Here is a 20,058-nt window from a genome sequence, read left to right as displayed (position 1 = left end):
TGCTTAAAATATATCCATTAGCTTTTCAAGTTCATCCATCGTGAGATCCTCATCCCCTACATCACTAGGTGTCATCTGGGTCTCCTCCTGTGATACGCAATGTGAGATCAACGTCTTCACATTCTTTTCAAGAAGGTCCTTGAATTGTTCCATCGTACGTTCTTCAAATTCAAGGTGATGATAAGAAATCGTCACATGGAGCTTGGCTTGTTCGACGAAACCAACAATATCAAGTGCATGAGGTTTCTCTGATTCTGGACTCAGCGATTTTCCTGAATCCCATGTTGAGCGGCTTAACTCACCGGTGATCTGTTCATCAAACTGTCCAAGATAGTTAAAGCTGATATCTGGCGCGAGATCGAATGAGATAGCGTCCTTCATCTTGTCAGGGGTTAAATATTTTAATATGCCATAGCCGATTCCCTTGTTCGGGATGTGCCTGAGTTCCTCTTTTAAATACTTGATCTGATAAGAAAGATCGTCTGCATGCGACATATCTAGTAACACAGGATACATACTTGTAAACCAGCCAATCGTCCTTGAGACATTAACTGCAGGGAGGATGTCCTCTCTTCCGTGTCCTTCAAGATGAATAAAGTGTCTGTCTTCACCTGTCCACTCTTTCATGGACAATCCGAGGGCTGTCAGCAAAATATCATTGATGTCTGTTTGATATGCTTCATGTACATCTGTCAGCAGACTACGTGTTTCCTCCTCAGACAATGTGAAACGAATGGTCTGTGTATGAAGCATCCGCTGATCCTCCGTCACATGATCCTTTTGAAGGGGCGTAACGGAATGCGCAAGTACCTTTTTCCAATAAGCTCTTTCTGACAGCAACTCATCTGACATCGCGTATTCCGTCAGCTTCTGGGCGTATTCTTGGAAAGAGTGTGTTTTTTCAGGAAGTGTCAGGATTTCCCCTCGCTTCGACTGTTCATAAAGAGCCATAAAATCTTCAAGGAAAATACGCCATGACACACCATCGATGACAAGATGATGCACAGCTAGCAGTAAATGATCCCCTTGATCCGTTCGGAAAATGGCTGGTTTTACTAAAGGTCCTTCCGCTAGCGATATACTAGCCTGCACTTCATTAGCCAGCTTTTCAACCTGCTGAATTTGCTCCCACAGTTCCCCTTGTACTTCTACCACATCAACAGCTACCAAGTTTTCTTCGATTTTTCGATGACGCTGGATTAAGCGACCTTCTTCGAGTGGATACACCATTCGCAAGGCATCGTGATGAATCATGAGCTGCTCCAACACTTTCTGAACGATCGTTTCATCCAAACCATTTGGTGCTTGCAGCATAATCGATTGGTTCCAGTGGTGCTGACTTGTAAAGTTTCTTTCAAAGAACCAGCGCTGAATTGGTGTGAAAATGACTTCCCCTTCGACAGGTGATTGGTCGACTGTCAGTTGATCCGCTTCTTCGATATATGAGCGCAGTTCCGCAATGGTTGGATATTGGAACAATAGCTTCATATCAAGCTTCCAGCCTGCTTGTGTGAGTCTGCTTGCCATTTGGATGCCTTTAATTGAATCTCCTCCGAGGAAGAAGAAGTGATCGTGAATGCCGACTTGGCTCACACCAAGCACGTCTTCCCAAATGCCGCATAGAAGCGTTTCGACTTCGTCTCTTGGCGCTTCGTATGCTGTTTGGCCCGCTTCCATATTTGGTGCTGGCAATGCTTTTAGATCGACTTTGCCATTTGCCGTCATTGGCAGTTGGTCTAGCTTGATGATCCATGAAGGGATCATATAGTCTGGCAACGTACGTTTTAAGCTTTCTTTTAAGTCTTCTGTTTCATTGTCCGTGATGACATACGCGGCAAGGGCATCTTGAGCGCTGGCATCTTTGACCGTTTTCACGACTGCTTCTTTGACTTTCGAAAGTGCAAGAAGCTGCGCTTCAATTTCTGACAGCTCAATCCGGAAGCCTCTGATGTTGACTTGATGGCCTTTTCTGCCGAGATAGATCAGCTCGCCATCCTCTGTCCATTTCACCAAATCACCTGTCAGGTACATGCGCTCACCTGGATAAAATGGATCTGGGACAAAGCGTTTCTCTGTTTCCTCCGGAAGATTCCAGTACCCTCTTGCCAATCCTTTCCCCGCAATCACGAGTTCACCCGGTACGCCTGGCGGCGAGAGGTCATATAACGAACCCATAATATAAAAACGAGTATTGGCAATCGCTGTTCCAATCGGAAGCGTGCCTTGATTTGGATCAATAATCCCACTTGTCGCCACGACTGTGTTTTCGGTTGGGCCGTAGTTATTCACGAGTTGATAAGGAACAGGCTTTACCTGTTTCAACTTGTCTCCCCCTGTGAGTAAGTAACGGAGTGAATGATTGTCCATTGACATAAACTGCTCGCATAGCTGTGTTGGCAGGAACGCAATGGTGATATTTTCGTCATTGAAATACGCATTAAGCTTGATCATATCGAGACGAATCGCTTCATCAATGATGTGCAGCTCTGCGCCGGCGATCCATGTAGGGAACATTTCCCAAATGGAGGCATCAAAGCCAAAGCCGGCATATTTGGCGGTTCGATCCGCATTGGTCACTTGGAAGGCATCATTGTGCCAGAACGCCAGATTCACAAGGGACTGGTGCTCAACCATGACACCCTTCGGCTGTCCTGTTGTTCCAGACGTGTAAATCATATAAGCGAGATCAGTTGGTTTGACATGAACCTGCATTTCTTGCGCTTCGCCTTCTATGGCATCTTCTATCAATAGGACATGACCTGTGAAGGAAGTTGGTGCAGTGAGTCCTTTTTGCATGAGAAGAATCTCTGCCCCGCAGTCTTCCAGCATATAGGCAATACGCTGGTCTGGATAATCCGCATCAATTGGAACGAATGCCGCTCCTGTCTTGAGAACCCCAAGGACGGCTGCCGTCATGTCAAGGGACGGACGAGTGAGAATGCCGACGCGATCTCCTCGTTTTATGCCGTTTGAGATGAGTCTTGAAGCGACTGTATTCGCCCGGCTGTTCAGTTCTTCATACGTCCAGCTCGTTCCGCAGAAAGTTGCCGCTTTTTGGTTCGGTACTTCAAATGCTTTAGCTTCAATCAATGCATGAACGGTTTGATCTGACGGAACGTCTAGGACAGGACCTGACCATTCGCTGAGCAATTTTTGCTGCTGCTTCGGTGATAATAGCTGCATTTGATCTAGCGATTGATCTGGCGCTGATACCATTTGTTCCAATAAATGAAGGAAAAATTCCTTCCACTTTTCAATCGATGACTGTTGAAAGATAGAAGTATTAAAATCGAACACAAGCTCAATGTGATCAACCGATTCATTTCCAGTTAAGGTCAAATCAAATTTGGCGATATTCTCTTCGAATGGCTCTGGAACAATCTGAAGTCCATCCATCTTTAAATCACGAATATCCGCATTTTCCATTGAGAACACCACATCAAAGATTGGATGACGGCTAGTGTCTCGAACCGTTTGTACTTGGTCTACCAATTCTTCAAATGGGTACAACTGATGGTCATTTGCCTCTAACACAAGCTGATGAACATTTGACGCAAATTCTGCAGCTGTCAGATGTCCTGCTGGCTGTGTTCTAAGTGCCAGCGTGTTCACAAACATACCAATGACAGATTGAATATCAGGGTGAGTTCTGCCCACAATCGGTGAACCGATGATGATATCTTCTTGTCTCGATAGCTTGCTTAAAAGGGTACTGTAGCAAGTAAGTAGCACTGTATACGTCGTACTGTTGAGTGCTCTGACAAACTCATCCAATTTCGTTTTAAGCGGCCCATTGATGGTAAATGAGACGCGATCTCCTGAGAATGTTTGCACTTTTGGTCTTGGCAAATCTTCTGGCAGTGCCAGTACAGGCAATTCTCCTTCTAATTGCTTCAGCCAAAACGCCTCTTCAGCTTCTATTTGTGCAGCAAACGTCTCGCTTTTTGACCAAACCGCATAATCCTTATATTGAACAGGTAATTCCTCTAGTTTGTCCCCTCGATACAACGCTGAAAGCTCCTCAATTAAGATGCCCACAGATGCACCATCTGAAATGATATGATGCATATCGATCAGTAAATAATGGACATTTACGGAAGCAGATACTAGACCTACTCTGAATAGAGGCGCCTTTTCTATATCAAATGGACGGATAAAGTCATTCATCAATTCCTGTATGTCTCGTCCGTTCCCTTCGATTGTCTCAATAGCTACGGAGATGTTTGGTTCAATTCGTTGAACAGGTTCATTCTGAACAAAATCAAAGCTCGTTCGGAATGCTTCATGACGTTGGACAAGCTGTTCAATTGCTTTTTTAAATCGCTTTTCATCAAAAGCACCTTCTAGCTTTAAAGCAGCCGGCATATGATAGCTCTGCTCCGCATCGGTCATTTTCTCCAATACAAACAACCTCTTCTGAGCAGATGTCACTGGATAATAGGTCGCTTCTTCTGCAACCTCCACCCGCTTGATCTCCGTTTGATCCGCTTGATCAACCGCAAAAGCAAACGCCTCTAATGTTGGGAATTCAAATAAAGATTTCAAAGTGAGCTCTACATGCATCTCTTCATACAGCTTGTTCAACATTTTCATGCCGCGCAGCGAATGACCACCGCATTCAAAGAAATGATCGTGCCTGCCGATTCTCGGTACTTCAAGAACTTCCTCCCAAATGCGCGCCACGACACGCTCCGTTTCTGTTTGAGGAGGGATGTACTCATTTACCCCTTGCTCACTTAGATCAGGCACAGGTAGCGCACGCCTATCTACCTTGCCGTTATTCGTCAGCGGAAGTTCGTCTAATTGCACGAAAAATGACGGCATCATGTACACAGGCAACTCACGCCCTGCTTGTTCTCGCAAATCAGTTAATGAGACGGACCCTTCTGCTGTAAAATACGCACATAATGTGTCATTTGGAGCTGCAATGACGACAGCTTCCTTCAATTGCGGATGGCGAAGCAGCTGATGCTCAATTTCTCCGAGTTCAATACGCTGACCTCGAATCTTCACTTGATGATCGATTCGTCCAATGAATTCAATCTCTCCATTTGACAGCCATCGTGCAAGATCACCCGTTTTGTACATGACCTCACCAGGGCGGAATGGATTTTCCACGAATTTTTCGTTTGTGAGTTCTGGCTGTCCATAATATCCTTTGACCAGTCCATCACCAGCGACACATAACTCTCCTGCTACACCTGGCGGCTGCAGCTGTCCAAATTCATCTACAATATAAACAGCCGTTTGACTCACTGGCTTTCCGATTGGAATCGATAACGCCTGCTCCTCAATGTAATTCACTGGATAATACGTTGTGAAAATCGTACTTTCAGAAGGACCGTACATATGAACAAGTGTGCCTTCCCCTACCGTTTCAAGCGCAGTCATGACATGAGGTACAGAAGCACGTTCTCCGCCAAATAGAACTTTTCTGATGTTCTTCAGGCTGTCTTTTTTCATATCAATAAGTAAGTGAAAAAGAGCTGTCGTGATCATTAAAATACTGACTTTCTCCTTCTCAATCGCTCCAGAAAGCTCATTCATATTTAAGATATGATCCTTTGGCAGAACAATCAGTTTCGCACCGTTTAATAAAGCACCAAACACATCGAACATAAAAGCATCAAATACATAGTTTGATAGGCTCATCACTGTGTCTTCCTGATGAATGGCTAGATAATTTGATTGCTTTACTGTTCTCAAAATGTTCCGGTGTGTCACCATATTCCCTTTAGGTTTTCCAGTTGTACCAGATGTATAGGTCAAATTCGCCAAATCCTCTGGCGATAGACGAATCTTTATATTGCTGTCTGATTGCTGATCAATTGCTTGATCTTCTGTTTCGATGATGGTTCCCTCAAAAGAAGCGAGCACCGAGCGTTGGCGCAGCACTTGATGTGTCAATAAGAATTGCGTACCGCTGTCTGTTAAAAAGTGCTTCACACGTTCATCAGGAAAATCAGGATCAATTGGTACATAGACGCCGCCCGCCTTAAGTACAGCTAGAACCGAGAGTACCATCTCATTAGATCGTTCAAAGAATAAGGCTGCTTTCATCCCTCTTTCAAACCCATGTTCACGCAAATAATGAGCTAGCTGATTCACACGGTCATTTAGTTCTTGATAAGAAAGAATGACACCTTCACATTGGAGGGCAGGCTTATGACCGTGTGCCTGCACCTGTGCTTCAAACTGCGTCACAATGGTTTCTTCTGCCGGATAAGGTGTCGGTAACGGATTCCACAAATTCAGCTGAGCTTCTGTTTCTTGTTCAGTGAGTAATCGATAAGATCGAATCGCTCCCTCTGGCGCTTGGACCATCTGTTTCAGCAAATACATATAATGATGCAGTATCTGCTCGGCTGTACTTCGTTTAAATAACGCCGTACTGTAATCGAGGACAAAGGATAACCCTTGATCTGACTCCATCGCTTGCAGCGTTAAATCAAACTTTGCAATATGGAAATTGGTTTCTTCAATTTCAACTTGCATTTCTCCAATATGCTGAGCTGCTCCATGATCTGGCATGAGTGTAAAAACGGTATCAAATAATGGATGACGGCTAAAATCTCTTGGCACATTCAGTTTTTCAAGCAGTCGTTCAAATGGATATTGCTGATGCTCAAATGCATGCATCGTCTTTTCCTTCACTTGCTCAATCAACTGCGACATGGTTGCATTTGGGTCAACCTCTGACCGCAAAGCAAGTGTCTGGACAAACATGCCGATCATGTCATCCAGGTCTGCATGCACACGCCCCGACGCCGGTGTTCCAACCACGAATTCCTTTTGACCCGTATACTTCGCAAGCAATGTATAGTAAGCAGAAAGCAGAACCGTATACAGTGTCGTATGGTGTTTTGCCGCCAGGTCCTGTAATTGTCCTTTTAACGTTCCATCTATTTCTTTGTTCACTCGATCTCCTGCAAATGATTGGACTGCTGGGCGCTGATAATCAGTCAGCAGCTGTAAAGCAGGAAGATCACCCGAGAATTCCTGTAGCCAGAAAGCCTCTTCTTTTTGAAAATCTTGTTGTTCTTGCCAAACCGCATAGTCCTGATATTGGAGCTTCAATGGATCTTTGACCGATCCATCGTAAGCATCCGACAGCTCACGCAGCACTAAATCAATTGAAAGACCATCTGAAATCAGGTGATGCATATCGAAAAAGAGCAGGTGCTCCTGATCATGTAATGACTTCAAGCCAATGCGAAGAAGTGGTGCACACTCAAGGTCAAAGGGTCTGACAAATTGCTTCATATTTTCTTCCATCGTACTGCCTGTCAGCTGTTCGATTTGAAATGAAACAGATGGAGCTACCCGCTGACGAGGAACACCTTTCAATGTATGAAAAGACGTACGCAGCATATCATGACGTGTGATCAGTGTTTCAAAGGCTTCAGTCAGCTTCTCTTGCTGCAGCGTTCCTTTTAACCTCACAACAGCTGGCATATGATATGCAGTGCTTTGCTCTAATTGACTCACCATATAAACGCGCTGCTGTGGAGGTGACAATGGATAATGGTCGAAAGCAGGTGCTTTAGGTATCACTGTTTCAGAAGATGTTTCCGCTTGCTCAATGTAAGCAGCCAAAGCAGCAACGTTCTGCTGTTCAAATAAAATGGACAGCGGCACCTCCACATGAAAATCTCGCTGCACATGTGTGAGTACAGTCATTGCTTTCAGCGAATGCCCCCCTCGCTCGAAGAAAGAATCATATACACCAATCTTCTCTTGGCCAAGAATTTCTTCCCACAGACGGACAAGCTTCGTTTCAAGCTCGTTTCTAGGCGCAGCATAAACAGCTTGAACCGCTTTATCACCTTTTAAGGCAGCAAGTGCACGACGATCGACTTTGCCGCTGACTGTGAGTGGAAATGCATCGAGTTCTTTGAAATAGAGCGGCATCATGTAAGCTGGTAGCTGATGTTTGATAGCGGCTTGCAGCATGTCAACTGACACACCTTCATGACGAGATTGATAGTAAGCACTTAACGCCTTTTCCCCGTCCGCTTCTTCAACAACAAGTACGACAGCTTGATCCACTCCAACTACCTGCTCCATCACTGCTTCAATTTCGCCTACTTCAATGCGGTAACCCCTTATTTTCACTTGATCATCCATTCTGCCAAGATAATCAATTGTGCCATCCGGAAGCCATCTGACTAAATCCCCTGTTCGATACATCCGCTCACCTGGAGAAAATGGATCTGCCGTAAATACTTTCTCCGTCAATTCAGACTGTTTCACATAGCCTCGTCCAACACCTATCCCTGCAATGCACAGTTCTCCGGCAGCACCCTGTATCTGTAATTGATCATGTTCATTTAAAATATAAAGACGGTGATGACCAAGCGGCTTTCCGATCGACACATAACGCTGCTGTTCAGAGGATTCGCGCAGTTCACTTAGTTCTAGGCGATGAACCGCCGCATCGACACACGTCTCAGTCGGACCATACACATTCCACAAAGTAAAATCAGGCTCACTCATACGAATCGCTTCGATAAGAGAATGTGCTGCTTTCGCAGGCAATGCTTCTCCCCCAACTAACATATGCAAGAGTGACAGCCCTTCTAATTCAGCTGCAAGTAAAAGCTGCACATGCGCCGGTGTTCCATCTGCTGCTTCAATTTGATGTTTTCTATAATAAGCCGCTAATTGAACACCATTTCTCGTTGTTTCTCGCGGGATGATATGAAGCGTATGCCCAAATAAAAGAGCAGTAAAAATTTGTTTCACCGATGCATCAAAATGGAATGGTGCAAGAAGCGCCATTTGAAGCTCACTCGCCTCTTCATAAATCTCATGATGCAAGGCATGAACCAAATGATGCAGCTGAAGATGCTCAATCATGACGCCCTTTGGCTTCCCAGTCGTCCCAGATGTATAAATCATATAAGCCAAATCCTCTGGTACCGACTGATCTACAAGCTGAGGCAACCGTTCATCATCTAATGCGATTTGCTGCAGCACGACCATTTTTTCCGAAAGGGCATGGTATGTTGAAACGAACGTTTCCTCTGTTAACACAATGGAAGCACCAGAATCCTCCACAATATATTGAATACGCTCCTCAGGTAATGCCGGATCAATCGGTACATACGCACCGCCAGCCTTTAATATGCCGAAGATCGCCACCATCGCCTCTGCCTTCCGATCCATTAGGACAGCAACAGGTACATCACGCGAGACACCTTTCATTTGTAAAAAACGCGCCAACTTTTCTGCCTTTTGATACAGCTCTCCATAAGTAAATGCTCCATTTTCCGCTACAACGGCTGTCCGCTCTGCATACTTATTGGCTGTTTCATCAAACATGTGATGAACCGGCTTTACAGCTGGTTTTTCAAACGGTTTTCTCTCAGATAATTGCAGCAGTTCCTTTTGTTCATCTGGTGGAAGTAAAGGGAGTTTCCCGATCAGCTGGTCAGGCTGGGAGACCGCCGCTTCTAGTATGATCAAGAATCGCTTAAACATCTGACTGATTTCTTCTTCGGTGAATACATCTGTACGATAGTCCAAATCAATGGTCAATGTATCTGTGTCCCAGCGGTCCTTTACATGAATGGAAATATCATTCATTCCGCTACCGCTAAAGATCGGTTCAGTAATAAAAGATAGATTCTCTTTTTTCTGCCACTGCATGACCTGGTATTCTAAAGAAATATCAAAAAGGCGTCCTGTAAACCCTTCTCTTTCACGCAAATCATTCATGAGAAGATTGTAAGGGTACTTTTGGTGACGCAAGATCTTCATTTGATCCGCCATGACCTGTTTGACGAAATCAAGAAATGATTGCGACCCCTGAACAGATGCACGCATCGGAATGGTGGAAACAAACATACCAATCATCTTTTTTTCTTTGGCATTTGTTCGGTTGCCCATAAAGGTTCCAAGGACAACATCTTCCATACCGCTAAAACGATGCAAATACGTATAAACGGTAGACATAAACATCGAGAGCATACTGACTTTTTGCTCTTCACAAAACGCACGAAGTTTCTCCTTTAAAGAATCTGGAATATCCCCTGAAAATCGCTCCGCATATAAACTCATCTCGTATCCTTTATGCGGTTTTAAAGAAGCGAAATCTGGAATATTGGCAAATTGCTCATTCCAAAAAACTTGGTCTTTTTGAAACCGTTTAGAAGTTTCATAGCTTTGCTCACTCGTGATGTGGTCAACGAAGGAAATCTCCTCAACCGGTGAAATGTCTATTCCGTGCAACATGTCCTGGTATAAGTCGATGATGCGATTTCCCATCAAGATTATGGAGATACCATCGGCCACAATATGATGTGCTTTGCAAAACAGCCAGCACTCTTCATCACTGATTTGAAAGACTGTAAACTCAATCAAGGGGCTGTCAATCAACGGCATCGGCTCACGGATTTGCTCATTCGCCCAAGCCCTCACTTCTTCTTCACTCCAGCCCTTCTCCAAGCGAATCGGCTGCTCTTCATAAGGCTTGATATATTGAACAGGTTCCTCCTGCTCATGTCGATACACCAGTCTTAACCGAAGAGAGTCAGTTTGACGAATGTACACTTGAAGTACGTCAACGACCAAAGATGGATCTAAACCCGATACCGATCTCAATCTGGCGAATCCACCTAAATTAGAAATGCTTGTACCTGGATAAAATCTTTCCGTGTAGAATACTCGCTTTTGCGCATGTGTTAAGGGGTAATAAACTGTATTCATTTTCATCCTCCGCCTCTTCTATGTTTTCTCCACCAATGTGACAACCCTGCACCCTCTATATCAAAAGAACCAAGTCTATTTCATTAAAATAGACAGAATACGGAAAGAAGCCCACCCCGAATAAAACGGAGGGACTCCCATTTTGATTCGGTAACCTGGCGACCATAGTAAAAAAGCAACATTTACCTTAGGACATGGCTTTGCGTCTCTACGTTTCCATAGATTTGCCTTTTTCTTCTTTTCTTTTTAAATATTTTCTATTTACGTCCACTTTATATGAAATTATTGTTTTTTTCACCGAAAAATGGGTGTAAAGATTCATGCGTTATGCCGAATGAATCACATAATAATTTACGATATTTACCGAAAATAACTAATAATAGTTGCGTTCAACCGAAAATAATCAACTAAATACCGCAAAATTTTCATGTTTTTCCTTAAAATTTGCAAATATGACCGAAAATGTAGGATAGAGGTCTCCTTTCACCCTCCACGATTTCTTAAATCTTAAGAACTATATTCCCTAAAAAATTGAAAATATTTACCGTAAAAACAATACAAAAAGAGCTGCCATTTCAAATGACAGCTCCCTTGTTTCTTCATTATATTTACATCACCTTAGACAGGCCAATCGTTTTCTCAATAATGAGCAACGCAATGATAGAAATGATAATAAATATGACAGATATCGCATTGACACTCGGATCAAAGGTTTGCTCAATGTAATTAAACGTCCTAACAGGGATCGTAATCGTTTGAGGAGAGGAAACAAACAAACTGATCGATATTTCCCCAAATGACGTCACGGCAGAAAATACCCCGCCTGCAATTATTCCTGGTTTTATCAAAGGCAGTGTCACTCGAAAGAATGTGCGAATAGGTCCTGCGCCAAGATTCATTGAAGCTAGCTCAAGCCTCGGGTCCAAATTCGAGACACTGACGCCTACTGTTCGAACCACATAGGGAAAGCCAATAATGACGTGACCTATGACAAGTGCCCACAAAGATCCTGTAAATCCCATAGCCGTAAACAAATAAAGCATGGCAATCCCTAACACTACTTGAGGAATCATCAGAGGGGACAAAATGAAGGCTTGAATTGCCTCCTTTCCCTTAAAGGAAAGCCTTGCTAAAGCATACGAAGCCATCGTGCCTAAAAGAACCGTAAGAGGCGTTACGATATATAGCAACATCACACTGATACGCAGAGACTCCATCCATTCTGGATTCGACACGACCTCTTGAAACCAACGAACAGAGAATGAAGTCGGCGGAAATTCAGGGAAGGCATTTGGACTAAAAGCAGATAAGACGATGACAAGAACAGGTATGGTTAAAAAGAGATAAACCAGTGACCCAGCAGTCCAAATCAGGATGGAAAGCAAGCGATCACCAAATGATTTTTTACGCATGCATCCTCGCCTCCCAACGCTTCAATAGATAGCTTAATAAACTGACCACGATAAGCACACAAACCAATAACGTAAAGGACATCGCTGCAGCAAGAGGCAAGTTATACACCTGCATGACTTGCTGATATATAGACAGCGGCAGCAGCGGTTGCATTCTTCCGCCGACTAAGAGCGGAGTGATATAGCTTCCAGCCGCCAGAGAAAAGACAATAATAGCCCCAGTCACCATCCCTGGAATAGTCAATGGAAAGGTTACATGAAAGAAGGTTCGAATTCGTCCAGCTCCTAGACTCATAGAAGCAGGTCGTAAATGACGATCCATATCAGTTAAGCTCGTCGCGATAGGCAGCACTGCAAAAGGCAGCATGACCTGAACATACGCAATAATTACCGCATTCATATTCCACAGCATAGAGAGCGGCTTCTCAATCACATGTAAATCTAATAACATGCCATTGATCAAACCATTTTGTGAAAGAAGGACAATCCATGCAAAGGTCCGAATCACAACGCTTGTCAAAAGCGGCGAGACAAGTAAGATATAGAAAAATGCCCGCAGACGCGGATGAGGTGCCTTGACGAGCACGTATGCTGCAGGGTATGCCATCAATAGACAAATCACCGTTGTCTGCAAAGCGACCCATACTGTACTTCCAATCGCCTTCACATACGCATCTGTCGTGAACACATGAATATATTGAGAAAAGCTATACGTTTGTAATGTATTCATCATTGAATCCACATCGCGAAAACTAAGGACGAACATCATCACGAGCGGCGCTAGAAGAAATACAACAAGAAACAAACACGCTGGCAGCAGCATGAACCAATGAAATCGCTGATTCCTTTTGTTGATACGCATCACGTATGCACCTTCGAATCTAGGAAAACGATATCTTCAGGCTGCCAATTGATATGAATAGCTTCTCCAGCTTTCGGCAGCTCTGGAAACGCTGCATCAGAAGCATGAACAATCATTTCACCGCTATCTAGCCCCACCACCAAACGTAATGAGTGACCAATATAACTGACATCTGTCAGCACGCCTGATACATGGTTAGACTGAATGTCTCCCCGCTCAGAAGATATGTTGATTCTTTCTGGACGGAGCATGAGTAAATGCTTCTCCTTCTTCTCATAGTGTGCCGCTGCCTTTAACTGCACTTGCTGCCCGTTTGACTGGATTAAATGAGGAACGATAAATGCAGCACTTGCTTCATCATAGACTGCCTCAAATAGGTTCACTTGTCCGATAAATTCAGCCACAAATCGATTGTTTGGCTGGCGGTACACCTCTAAAGGCGTCCCAATCTGCTGGATTTTCCCCTCTCCTAAAATCCCAACCCGATCAGAAAGACTTAACGCTTCCTCTTGATCATGGGTCACGAGAATGGTGGTAATCCCGACATTCCTTTGAATATTTCGAAGCTCTGTCTGCATATTTTTTCTTAGTTTTGCATCTAGGTTGCTGAGCGGTTCATCAAGAAGAAGAACAGAGGGCTGAATCGCAAGCGCCCTTGCAATCGCTACCCGCTGCTGCTGTCCACCACTTAATTGATGCGGCATACGTTTCGCAAACGCCTCTAATTGCACAAGAGACAAACTATCCATTACCTTCTCTTTGATTTCTGCCTTCTTTTTCTTTTGAACCTTTAACCCATACGCCACATTATCAAAGACAGTCAAATGCGGAAAGAGTGCATAGCTTTGAAAAACCATACCCGTTTTTCTTTGATAAGGCGGTAAATTCGTCACATCCTGATCCCCAATATAGACGACACCTTTTGTTGGCTCTAAAAAACCACCAATGATGTTTAATAAAGTTGATTTCCCGCAGCCACTAGGACCAAGAAGGGAGAAAAACTCTCCCTCATTCACCGTAAGACTGACATCGTTAAGAGCAATCTGCTCGCCGAAATGCTGGCTGATATGTTCTAAATGAATTCCACTCATACGATCACCTATTTTCCTCCGCCTAATACTTCGTTCCATCGATTTGTCCAATTGCCCAGCTCCGAAGTTGCTGTTTCGTAATCTACCCAAGTCAGCTTGCTATAATAATTCTCTCCAACCTTGACCTTCCCCTTAATCTTGTCACCGTATTTCACATCAGAATTCGACATACCATAATAAGATTTTTCCGAGAAGGCTTCCTGAGCTTCTTTTCCACTTAAATAGTTTAATAGTTTGTAAGCAGCTTCTTCATGCTGACTTCCCTTCGTTAAAGCCCAGCTCGCAACTGCTGCAACAGCGCCTTCTTTCGGATATGAGAAACCAATATCCATACCTTCTTCTTCAAGTGCGAATACTCGTCCATCCCAATAAGGAACTGCTGCGACGTCACCACGTTCTAACAAGGTTTGAATAGACCCTGGATTATCTGGAAAAGCAGCTACATGCCCTTTTAATTGCGAAAGGCTTTTAAAGGCTTTATCAATATCCTTAGGATTTGATTCTGTCCCCCCTTGAGCATGGACAAGCGCAGAGAAAAATTGTAACCCGGCTGAATAAGTCGGAGATGAAATGGCTACCTTCCCTTTTAACTGACTGCTCCATAGGTCAGTCCAGCTGTTTGGTTCCTGCTTTACGAGGTCTTTTCTATACGCAATTCCAAGCTGACCCATACTAAAGCCTGCTGCATATTGTTTTCCATCAACAGTGAGCTTCTTTTGAACAGAACGGTAAAGCTTTTTGACATTCGGTGCTTTCCCTTCGTCAATCGGTGCAAGAACGTTTGCTGCAATGCCTCTTTGAATCGTATCAGGCTGTAAAATAAGCAGGTCATATGGTGGATTTTTACCATTTGACGCTTTTAATTTTGTAAACCATTCAGAATCCGCACCAGAGACGGTTTGGACTTTAATTCCCGTATCTTTTTCAAACTTTTCAAGAATCGGTTTGATATTCTTTTCCCAATCGCCTCCGTATACGCCAACGATCACAGTCTGTTGCTGTTTTCCTTGATCTTGTCCATTCCCACCGCAAGCTGATAGCAGTAGAATCATTGATAGAACACCTGCAAAAATAGTGATTAATCTTCTTCTCATGATTCATTTCCCCCTTTTTGTCCATCCAAATGACGAAGTGCTTGAATGATATCTTTCTTTGTTAACGGCTCATTTCTATGACTGAAATATTGATGAACTGCATGTTTATAATGTGTACGTTCGTTGGCTGGGTAGGAACGCAGAAGCACAGCAAGTTCGCTACTGGCTTCATCCGTCCATACTTTCTCATAAGCTTCTCTGTGTTCTCCGACATCCCACATCATATGAGCAGGATGATTCCCCTTTTCACGAAGCTGATTTGTTTGCTCCTCATCAATTTTCCATTCATTTTGGTCTACATACACTTTAACGCCATATTGTTGCAGCGCTCTTTCTTCACTTAATAAACCTGCTTCCACTTCATGAAGGACTTTTTCTTTCTCTCTTGCAAATGGATTTCCCCAGCCGCCTCCACTTGGTGATGTCAATTGCACAATATCGCCTTTTTCAAGACGCAAGACATCTATTTTCGGCTGGTCTTGTTTTTCACCTCTTGCTGTGACTAGCTTGACCTCACCGATCGCTCCTGCTCGGCCGCTCATTAATCCCCAAGGCTGAAACTTCATCCGTTCCATACCTCGTGCGGTCACCATGGATTCAGGCTTGAGCATTTCAAATTCCAAACCAATCGCATGTCCGCCTCTGTTTTCTCCTGCTCCACCTGTGTTTGGCAAAAGCTCATATCGATGAACATGAATATCAATATGCTGTTCTAAGCTCTCAATGGGTGTATTCTTCAAAAAGCCAGACGAATGATCAATACCATCTACTCCGTCCGTTCCATTTTGAGCACCACCGCCTCCGCCTAATGGTTCGACAACAGACATTTTCCTACCACCTGTTTGATTATCAGGAACAGAGAGAACGACAATAGCAGATTGACCAGCACCTGCTGCCGGCACCGCCTCAGGTAACAGCTTACCAATGGCACCTAGTACGACATTGTACAGCCTCATCGTAATCGAATGCCGAATACCAACAGAAGCCGGGTATTCTGGATGCACTAGCGTCCCTTTAGGGGAAATCACTTCAATCGGATATGTGATTCCTCCATTAATCGGTATAAAGGGATCTTGACTAATAATGTAGTTAATCAACCCTTGATATAGGAAGGAATGCTTCTGACCATTGGTAACAAGGTTAAATGCTGTTTTCACTTGAGGGTCACACTCAGAAAAATCAAGTGTCAGCCGCTTTCCTTTCACCGTTAACTTGATTTTCAACCGGATCGGCACATCCGAGATCATATCATCATCTAAATAGTCAGCGAATTCACTCGTTCCGTCCGGAATGGCTTCAATGACCTTTCCTGCACGAACCTCAGCTTGTTTCAGGAGGTCCATCATTCCTTGTTTCACTTCATTTATTCCAAATTTGCCGATCATTTCTTTTAACCGAATTTCTGCCGTATTCACTGCAGCAATCATCGCATTGATATCCCCATCATTTAAATGACCAGCTCGGCTGTTAGCTCTTAAAAAAGTACGAACGACTTGATTCTCTTTTCCGTCTTCATAAATTTTCACTGGCGGTATTCTTAACCCTTCTTGATGAACATCTGTCGCTGTCGGTGAAATACTCGAGGGCACAAGTCCTCCCACGTCACTTACATGAACAAAAGACCAAGCATAGCTGACAATTTCACCATCTACGAAAATCGGCTTAATGATATGGACATCTGGCAAATGGGTTGCTAAACCATCTGTCGTATAAGGATCATTTGTGATGATAATATCTCCTGGCTGCATCGGTCCGCTCTCTTCAATCGCTTTTTTAAGACTCAGCCCTAAAAAGATCGTGACACCTACTGTCTTCGGATAAACAAAGAAATCTCCAGAAGGCGTAGCTAACGCTGTCGCAAAGTCAGCTGATTCTTTGACGAAAGTCGTAAAAGACGTCCGTTCAATAACATGTCCCATACCAGATGCAATTGCATTAAAATAACTGCGCATCATCTCAAGCTTTGCTGGATCAGTTCTCATGTAAAGCCGCCTCCCTTGAAATCACCAAATTCCCTGATGGATCAATGCTGCCTGCCCAATTTGGCAGAATCAATGTTGTCGTATCATCCTGCTCAATGATGGCAGGACCATTCATGACAGAACCCACCGACAAAGTATTTCTGTGATAAATAGCTGCTTCATATTCTTTTTCTTCTATAAAGATTCGCCTGAATTCATGTGGCTTCAAAGATTGTCCACTGCTTTCATGAGCAGGTGTGAGAGGCAGCGGCGGCGTTTCGCCTATGACTCGAACTCGTAAATGAGTGAACTCGATGTTCGCCTGATCATCTCTATGACCGTATTGACGTTGATGTAGTTTGTGAAAGGCTTCAACGAGTTGATGGATGTCTTGCTCTTGCTTCAGCCATTCAGCTGATAATGGTAATTCAATCTCAAAGGCTTGTCCTTGATAACGTGCATCTGCCAATAATAGAATGGACGTCTGTTTAATATGCTGAATGTTCTGCTGGCTGAACCAATCAATCGCTTTTCGAGAAAGCACCTCATAATCTTGTTTTAGTTGATCTATCGAGTAGTCTTGTAAGCATATTTTCTTCGACAGTACTGCATCATGAATAAAATCAGCGGTCAGGGCACCTAATGCACATAATGTTCCTGGACTTGGAGGAACGACTACGTTTTTCGCATGAATTTCTCGCGCAAGGAAATTCGCTACAACCGGTCCTGCTCCACCAAACGCTAGTAAACTAAAATCTCTTGGGTCAAACCCTTGCTGTTCCATGACATTGCTTAATTCTGTGTACATATTGGCGACAGCTACTTGAATCAGCTGGTCAGCAGCTTCTTCTACCGTTTTGTTGAGCTGGTTGGCAATTGGCTGAAAGGCCTTTTCCGCCGCGGACAGCTGTAGCTGTAAATGTCCTCCGGCAAAACGCTCTTGATTAAGATAACCACATATGAGGAACGCGTCAGTTAAGGCGGCTTTCGTCCCCTTACCATACGAAGCTGGTCCCGGATGTGAGCCAACTGATTCTGGTCCTGCTTTGAGAAGCCCGCCCTGATCAATCCATGCAACAGAACCCCCGCCTGCCCCTATTGAATACATTGCAACAGATGGAAGAATGATAGGAAAGCCTGAAAGCTGATTTGACTGAGCCATCGTCGGCTGTCCATTTTGAATAATGGAGATATCTGCACTCGTCCCCCCAACATCAAACGTGATCAGATTGGATTCGTTTGCAGAGGCCGCAATTCTTGCGGCACCAATGACACCAGCTGCTGGACCAGAAAAAAGTGTTTTAACAGGTGAATCTGCTGCACTTTCTGCATCCATTAAACCACCATTTGATTGTGTAATGTATGGAGAAATTGGTACACCTTCTTCTTTCAAACGGCTTTTCAATGTTTGTAAATACTGTTTCACCTTTGGTTGGATGTACAAATTAACAACAGACATCACGGTACGCTCGTATTCTCTCATTTGAGGCCATAATTCAGATGAAGTAAGGACTTCTAATTGCGGATAATGGTGTTTGATATAGGCTTTTGCCTGTAATTCATGAACTGGATTTTGATAGCTATGTAAAAAAGAAATGACAATACCTGCTAGCCCTTTAGATATGACCTGCTGAACAGCATGATCTAATTGCTGCAGATGGAGAGGTTTTTTGATCGTACCATCGTGTATCAACCTTTCAGAGATTGGATATACATGCTTTCGTGGTATCAATGGTTCTGGCAAACGAGAATTGAAGTCATAAGGAATGGGTAATCTTAAACGTTGAAGTGACAATATGTCTTGAAAGCCTTCCGTCACAAAAAGAGCCAAATCTGCTCCTTTCCTCTGCAACAATGTATTAAGACCGATTGTCATTCCATGTACGAGATATTGGATTTTAGATAAATCAACACCTCTGTCTTTTAGAAGTTTTAGCCCATTGATAATTCCCTGAGCCGGGTCATCAGTCACTGTGGGTGTTTTGAGTTCAGTCAGCGCCCCTGTTGCTTCATTCATCAACGATAAGTCAGTAAATGTTCCGCCTATATCTATGCCGAGCCGATAAGAGACATCCGCCATTTGTACTTCCCTCCTACAATGTAAATAGAATGATATTTTGATAAATTACGACATTTTTTGATATTTGACTCCATATTATTAAAGCATATCGGTCTAGTCAATTTTATTTTTTTGAAATTTCTGCGTGTTAAATTCTTGAAATTAGCCCAAAAAGCAGTGATAAAGCCATTTTGATAAAGGATAATCTTTTTATGAACTGAAAAATTAAAATTTTTATGAATTTTTACACATGTGAAGAGCATGAAAATGGATAAAAAACGTTTTTCGAACTTTAAAAGGCGTTTTTTCAAAACCAGGAGAAATTGGTAAGTAATTCTGCTATACTTCTGTTTACAAAATACGCAAACAAGAAAGAGAGCTAGCATCTATGAAACTTCTTAAAATTATTCTCTTGCTTTTACTGATCGTCATTGGTGTAGCAACAGGTTATATTCAACTGGAGCAAAGTAAACAAGAGACGACGAATTCATCTTATGACAAAACGATTCACTTCCCATCAGATCGTTATCCCGAAACCGCGAAGCACATAGAGGAGGCAATTGATGAAGGCCATTCATCCGTATGTACGATTGACCGTATACATAGCGATGAACAAAGAGAACAATCACTTCATGGCATTCCAACAAAGCGCGGATATGATCGGGATGAATGGCCTATGGTGATGTGTAAGGAAGGAGGAACAGGGGCTTCAGTCAAGTATATTAGTCCTTCAGATAATAGAGGAGCAGGCTCATGGGTCGGTCATCAATTATCTGATGATCCCGATGGCACAAGAATACAATTTATCATCGATTAACGCCATTTCCCTTTTCTATCTTAAAAAAATTTCCTCGTAACTGCATACAGGT

The 20,058-nt window shown here is 43.4% G+C and carries 8 protein-coding genes and 1 riboswitch; of the genes, 1 reads left to right on the top strand and 7 read right to left on the bottom strand.

Going from position 1 to position 20,058, the window contains the following annotated elements; translation table 11 throughout:
• Nucleotides 1-3: 3 nt before the first annotated feature.
• From GPS65_RS05670 to GPS65_RS05640, 7 genes are all read right to left on the bottom strand, one after another.
• Nucleotides 4-10,710, bottom strand: coding sequence for a non-ribosomal peptide synthetase (locus GPS65_RS05670; RefSeq protein ID WP_186314460.1), 10,707 nt, complete (start codon nucleotides 10,708-10,710; stop codon nucleotides 4-6).
• Nucleotides 10,711-10,856: 146 nt separating this feature from the next.
• Nucleotides 10,857-10,949: riboswitch (cyclic di-GMP riboswitch) on the bottom strand.
• Between the two features lie 369 nt (nucleotides 10,950-11,318).
• Nucleotides 11,319-12,122: an ABC transporter permease gene (locus GPS65_RS05665; protein ID WP_144468839.1), complete on the bottom strand. Its 804-nt coding sequence runs from the start codon at nucleotides 12,120-12,122 to the stop codon at nucleotides 11,319-11,321.
• A complete protein-coding gene (locus GPS65_RS05660) occupies nucleotides 12,115-12,984 on the bottom strand; it encodes an ABC transporter permease (protein ID WP_041815147.1) in 870 nt (289 codons plus the stop codon). The genes GPS65_RS05665 and GPS65_RS05660 overlap by 8 nt, the downstream gene beginning before the upstream one ends.
• Nucleotides 12,984-14,075 (bottom strand): ABC transporter ATP-binding protein, encoded by a 1,092-nt coding sequence (locus GPS65_RS05655; protein ID WP_012008884.1) that lies wholly within the window; start codon nucleotides 14,073-14,075, stop codon nucleotides 12,984-12,986. Before GPS65_RS05655 ends, GPS65_RS05660 begins: the two co-directional genes overlap by 1 nt.
• 8 nt (nucleotides 14,076-14,083) lie before the next feature.
• Nucleotides 14,084-15,169, bottom strand: a complete 1,086-nt coding sequence (locus GPS65_RS05650; protein WP_012008883.1) for an ABC transporter substrate-binding protein — start codon at nucleotides 15,167-15,169, stop codon at nucleotides 14,084-14,086.
• Nucleotides 15,166-17,151: a hydantoinase B/oxoprolinase family protein gene (locus tag GPS65_RS05645; protein ID WP_012008882.1), complete on the bottom strand. Its 1,986-nt coding sequence runs from the start codon at nucleotides 17,149-17,151 to the stop codon at nucleotides 15,166-15,168. Before GPS65_RS05645 ends, GPS65_RS05650 begins: the two co-directional genes overlap by 4 nt.
• Nucleotides 17,141-19,210 carry a hydantoinase/oxoprolinase family protein gene (locus GPS65_RS05640; RefSeq protein WP_012008881.1) on the bottom strand — a complete coding sequence of 690 codons (2,070 nt, stop codon included), beginning with the start codon at nucleotides 19,208-19,210 and terminating at the stop codon, nucleotides 17,141-17,143. Before GPS65_RS05640 ends, GPS65_RS05645 begins: the two co-directional genes overlap by 11 nt.
• A 367-nt stretch (nucleotides 19,211-19,577) precedes the next feature.
• Between GPS65_RS05640 and GPS65_RS05635 the strand changes: the two genes are divergently transcribed.
• Entirely contained in the window at nucleotides 19,578-20,006 is a 429-nt protein-coding gene (locus GPS65_RS05635) for a NucA/NucB deoxyribonuclease domain-containing protein (RefSeq protein ID WP_161985360.1), read from the top strand.
• The last annotated feature ends 52 nt before the right edge of the window (nucleotides 20,007-20,058 follow it).

This window comes from Bacillus pumilus (genome assembly GCF_009937765.1).
GTDB lineage: Bacteria > Bacillota > Bacilli > Bacillales > Bacillaceae > Bacillus > Bacillus pumilus_O.
The sequence above is the reverse complement of the archived record's forward strand: the minus strand, read 5'-3'. Positions and strand labels throughout refer to the sequence as shown.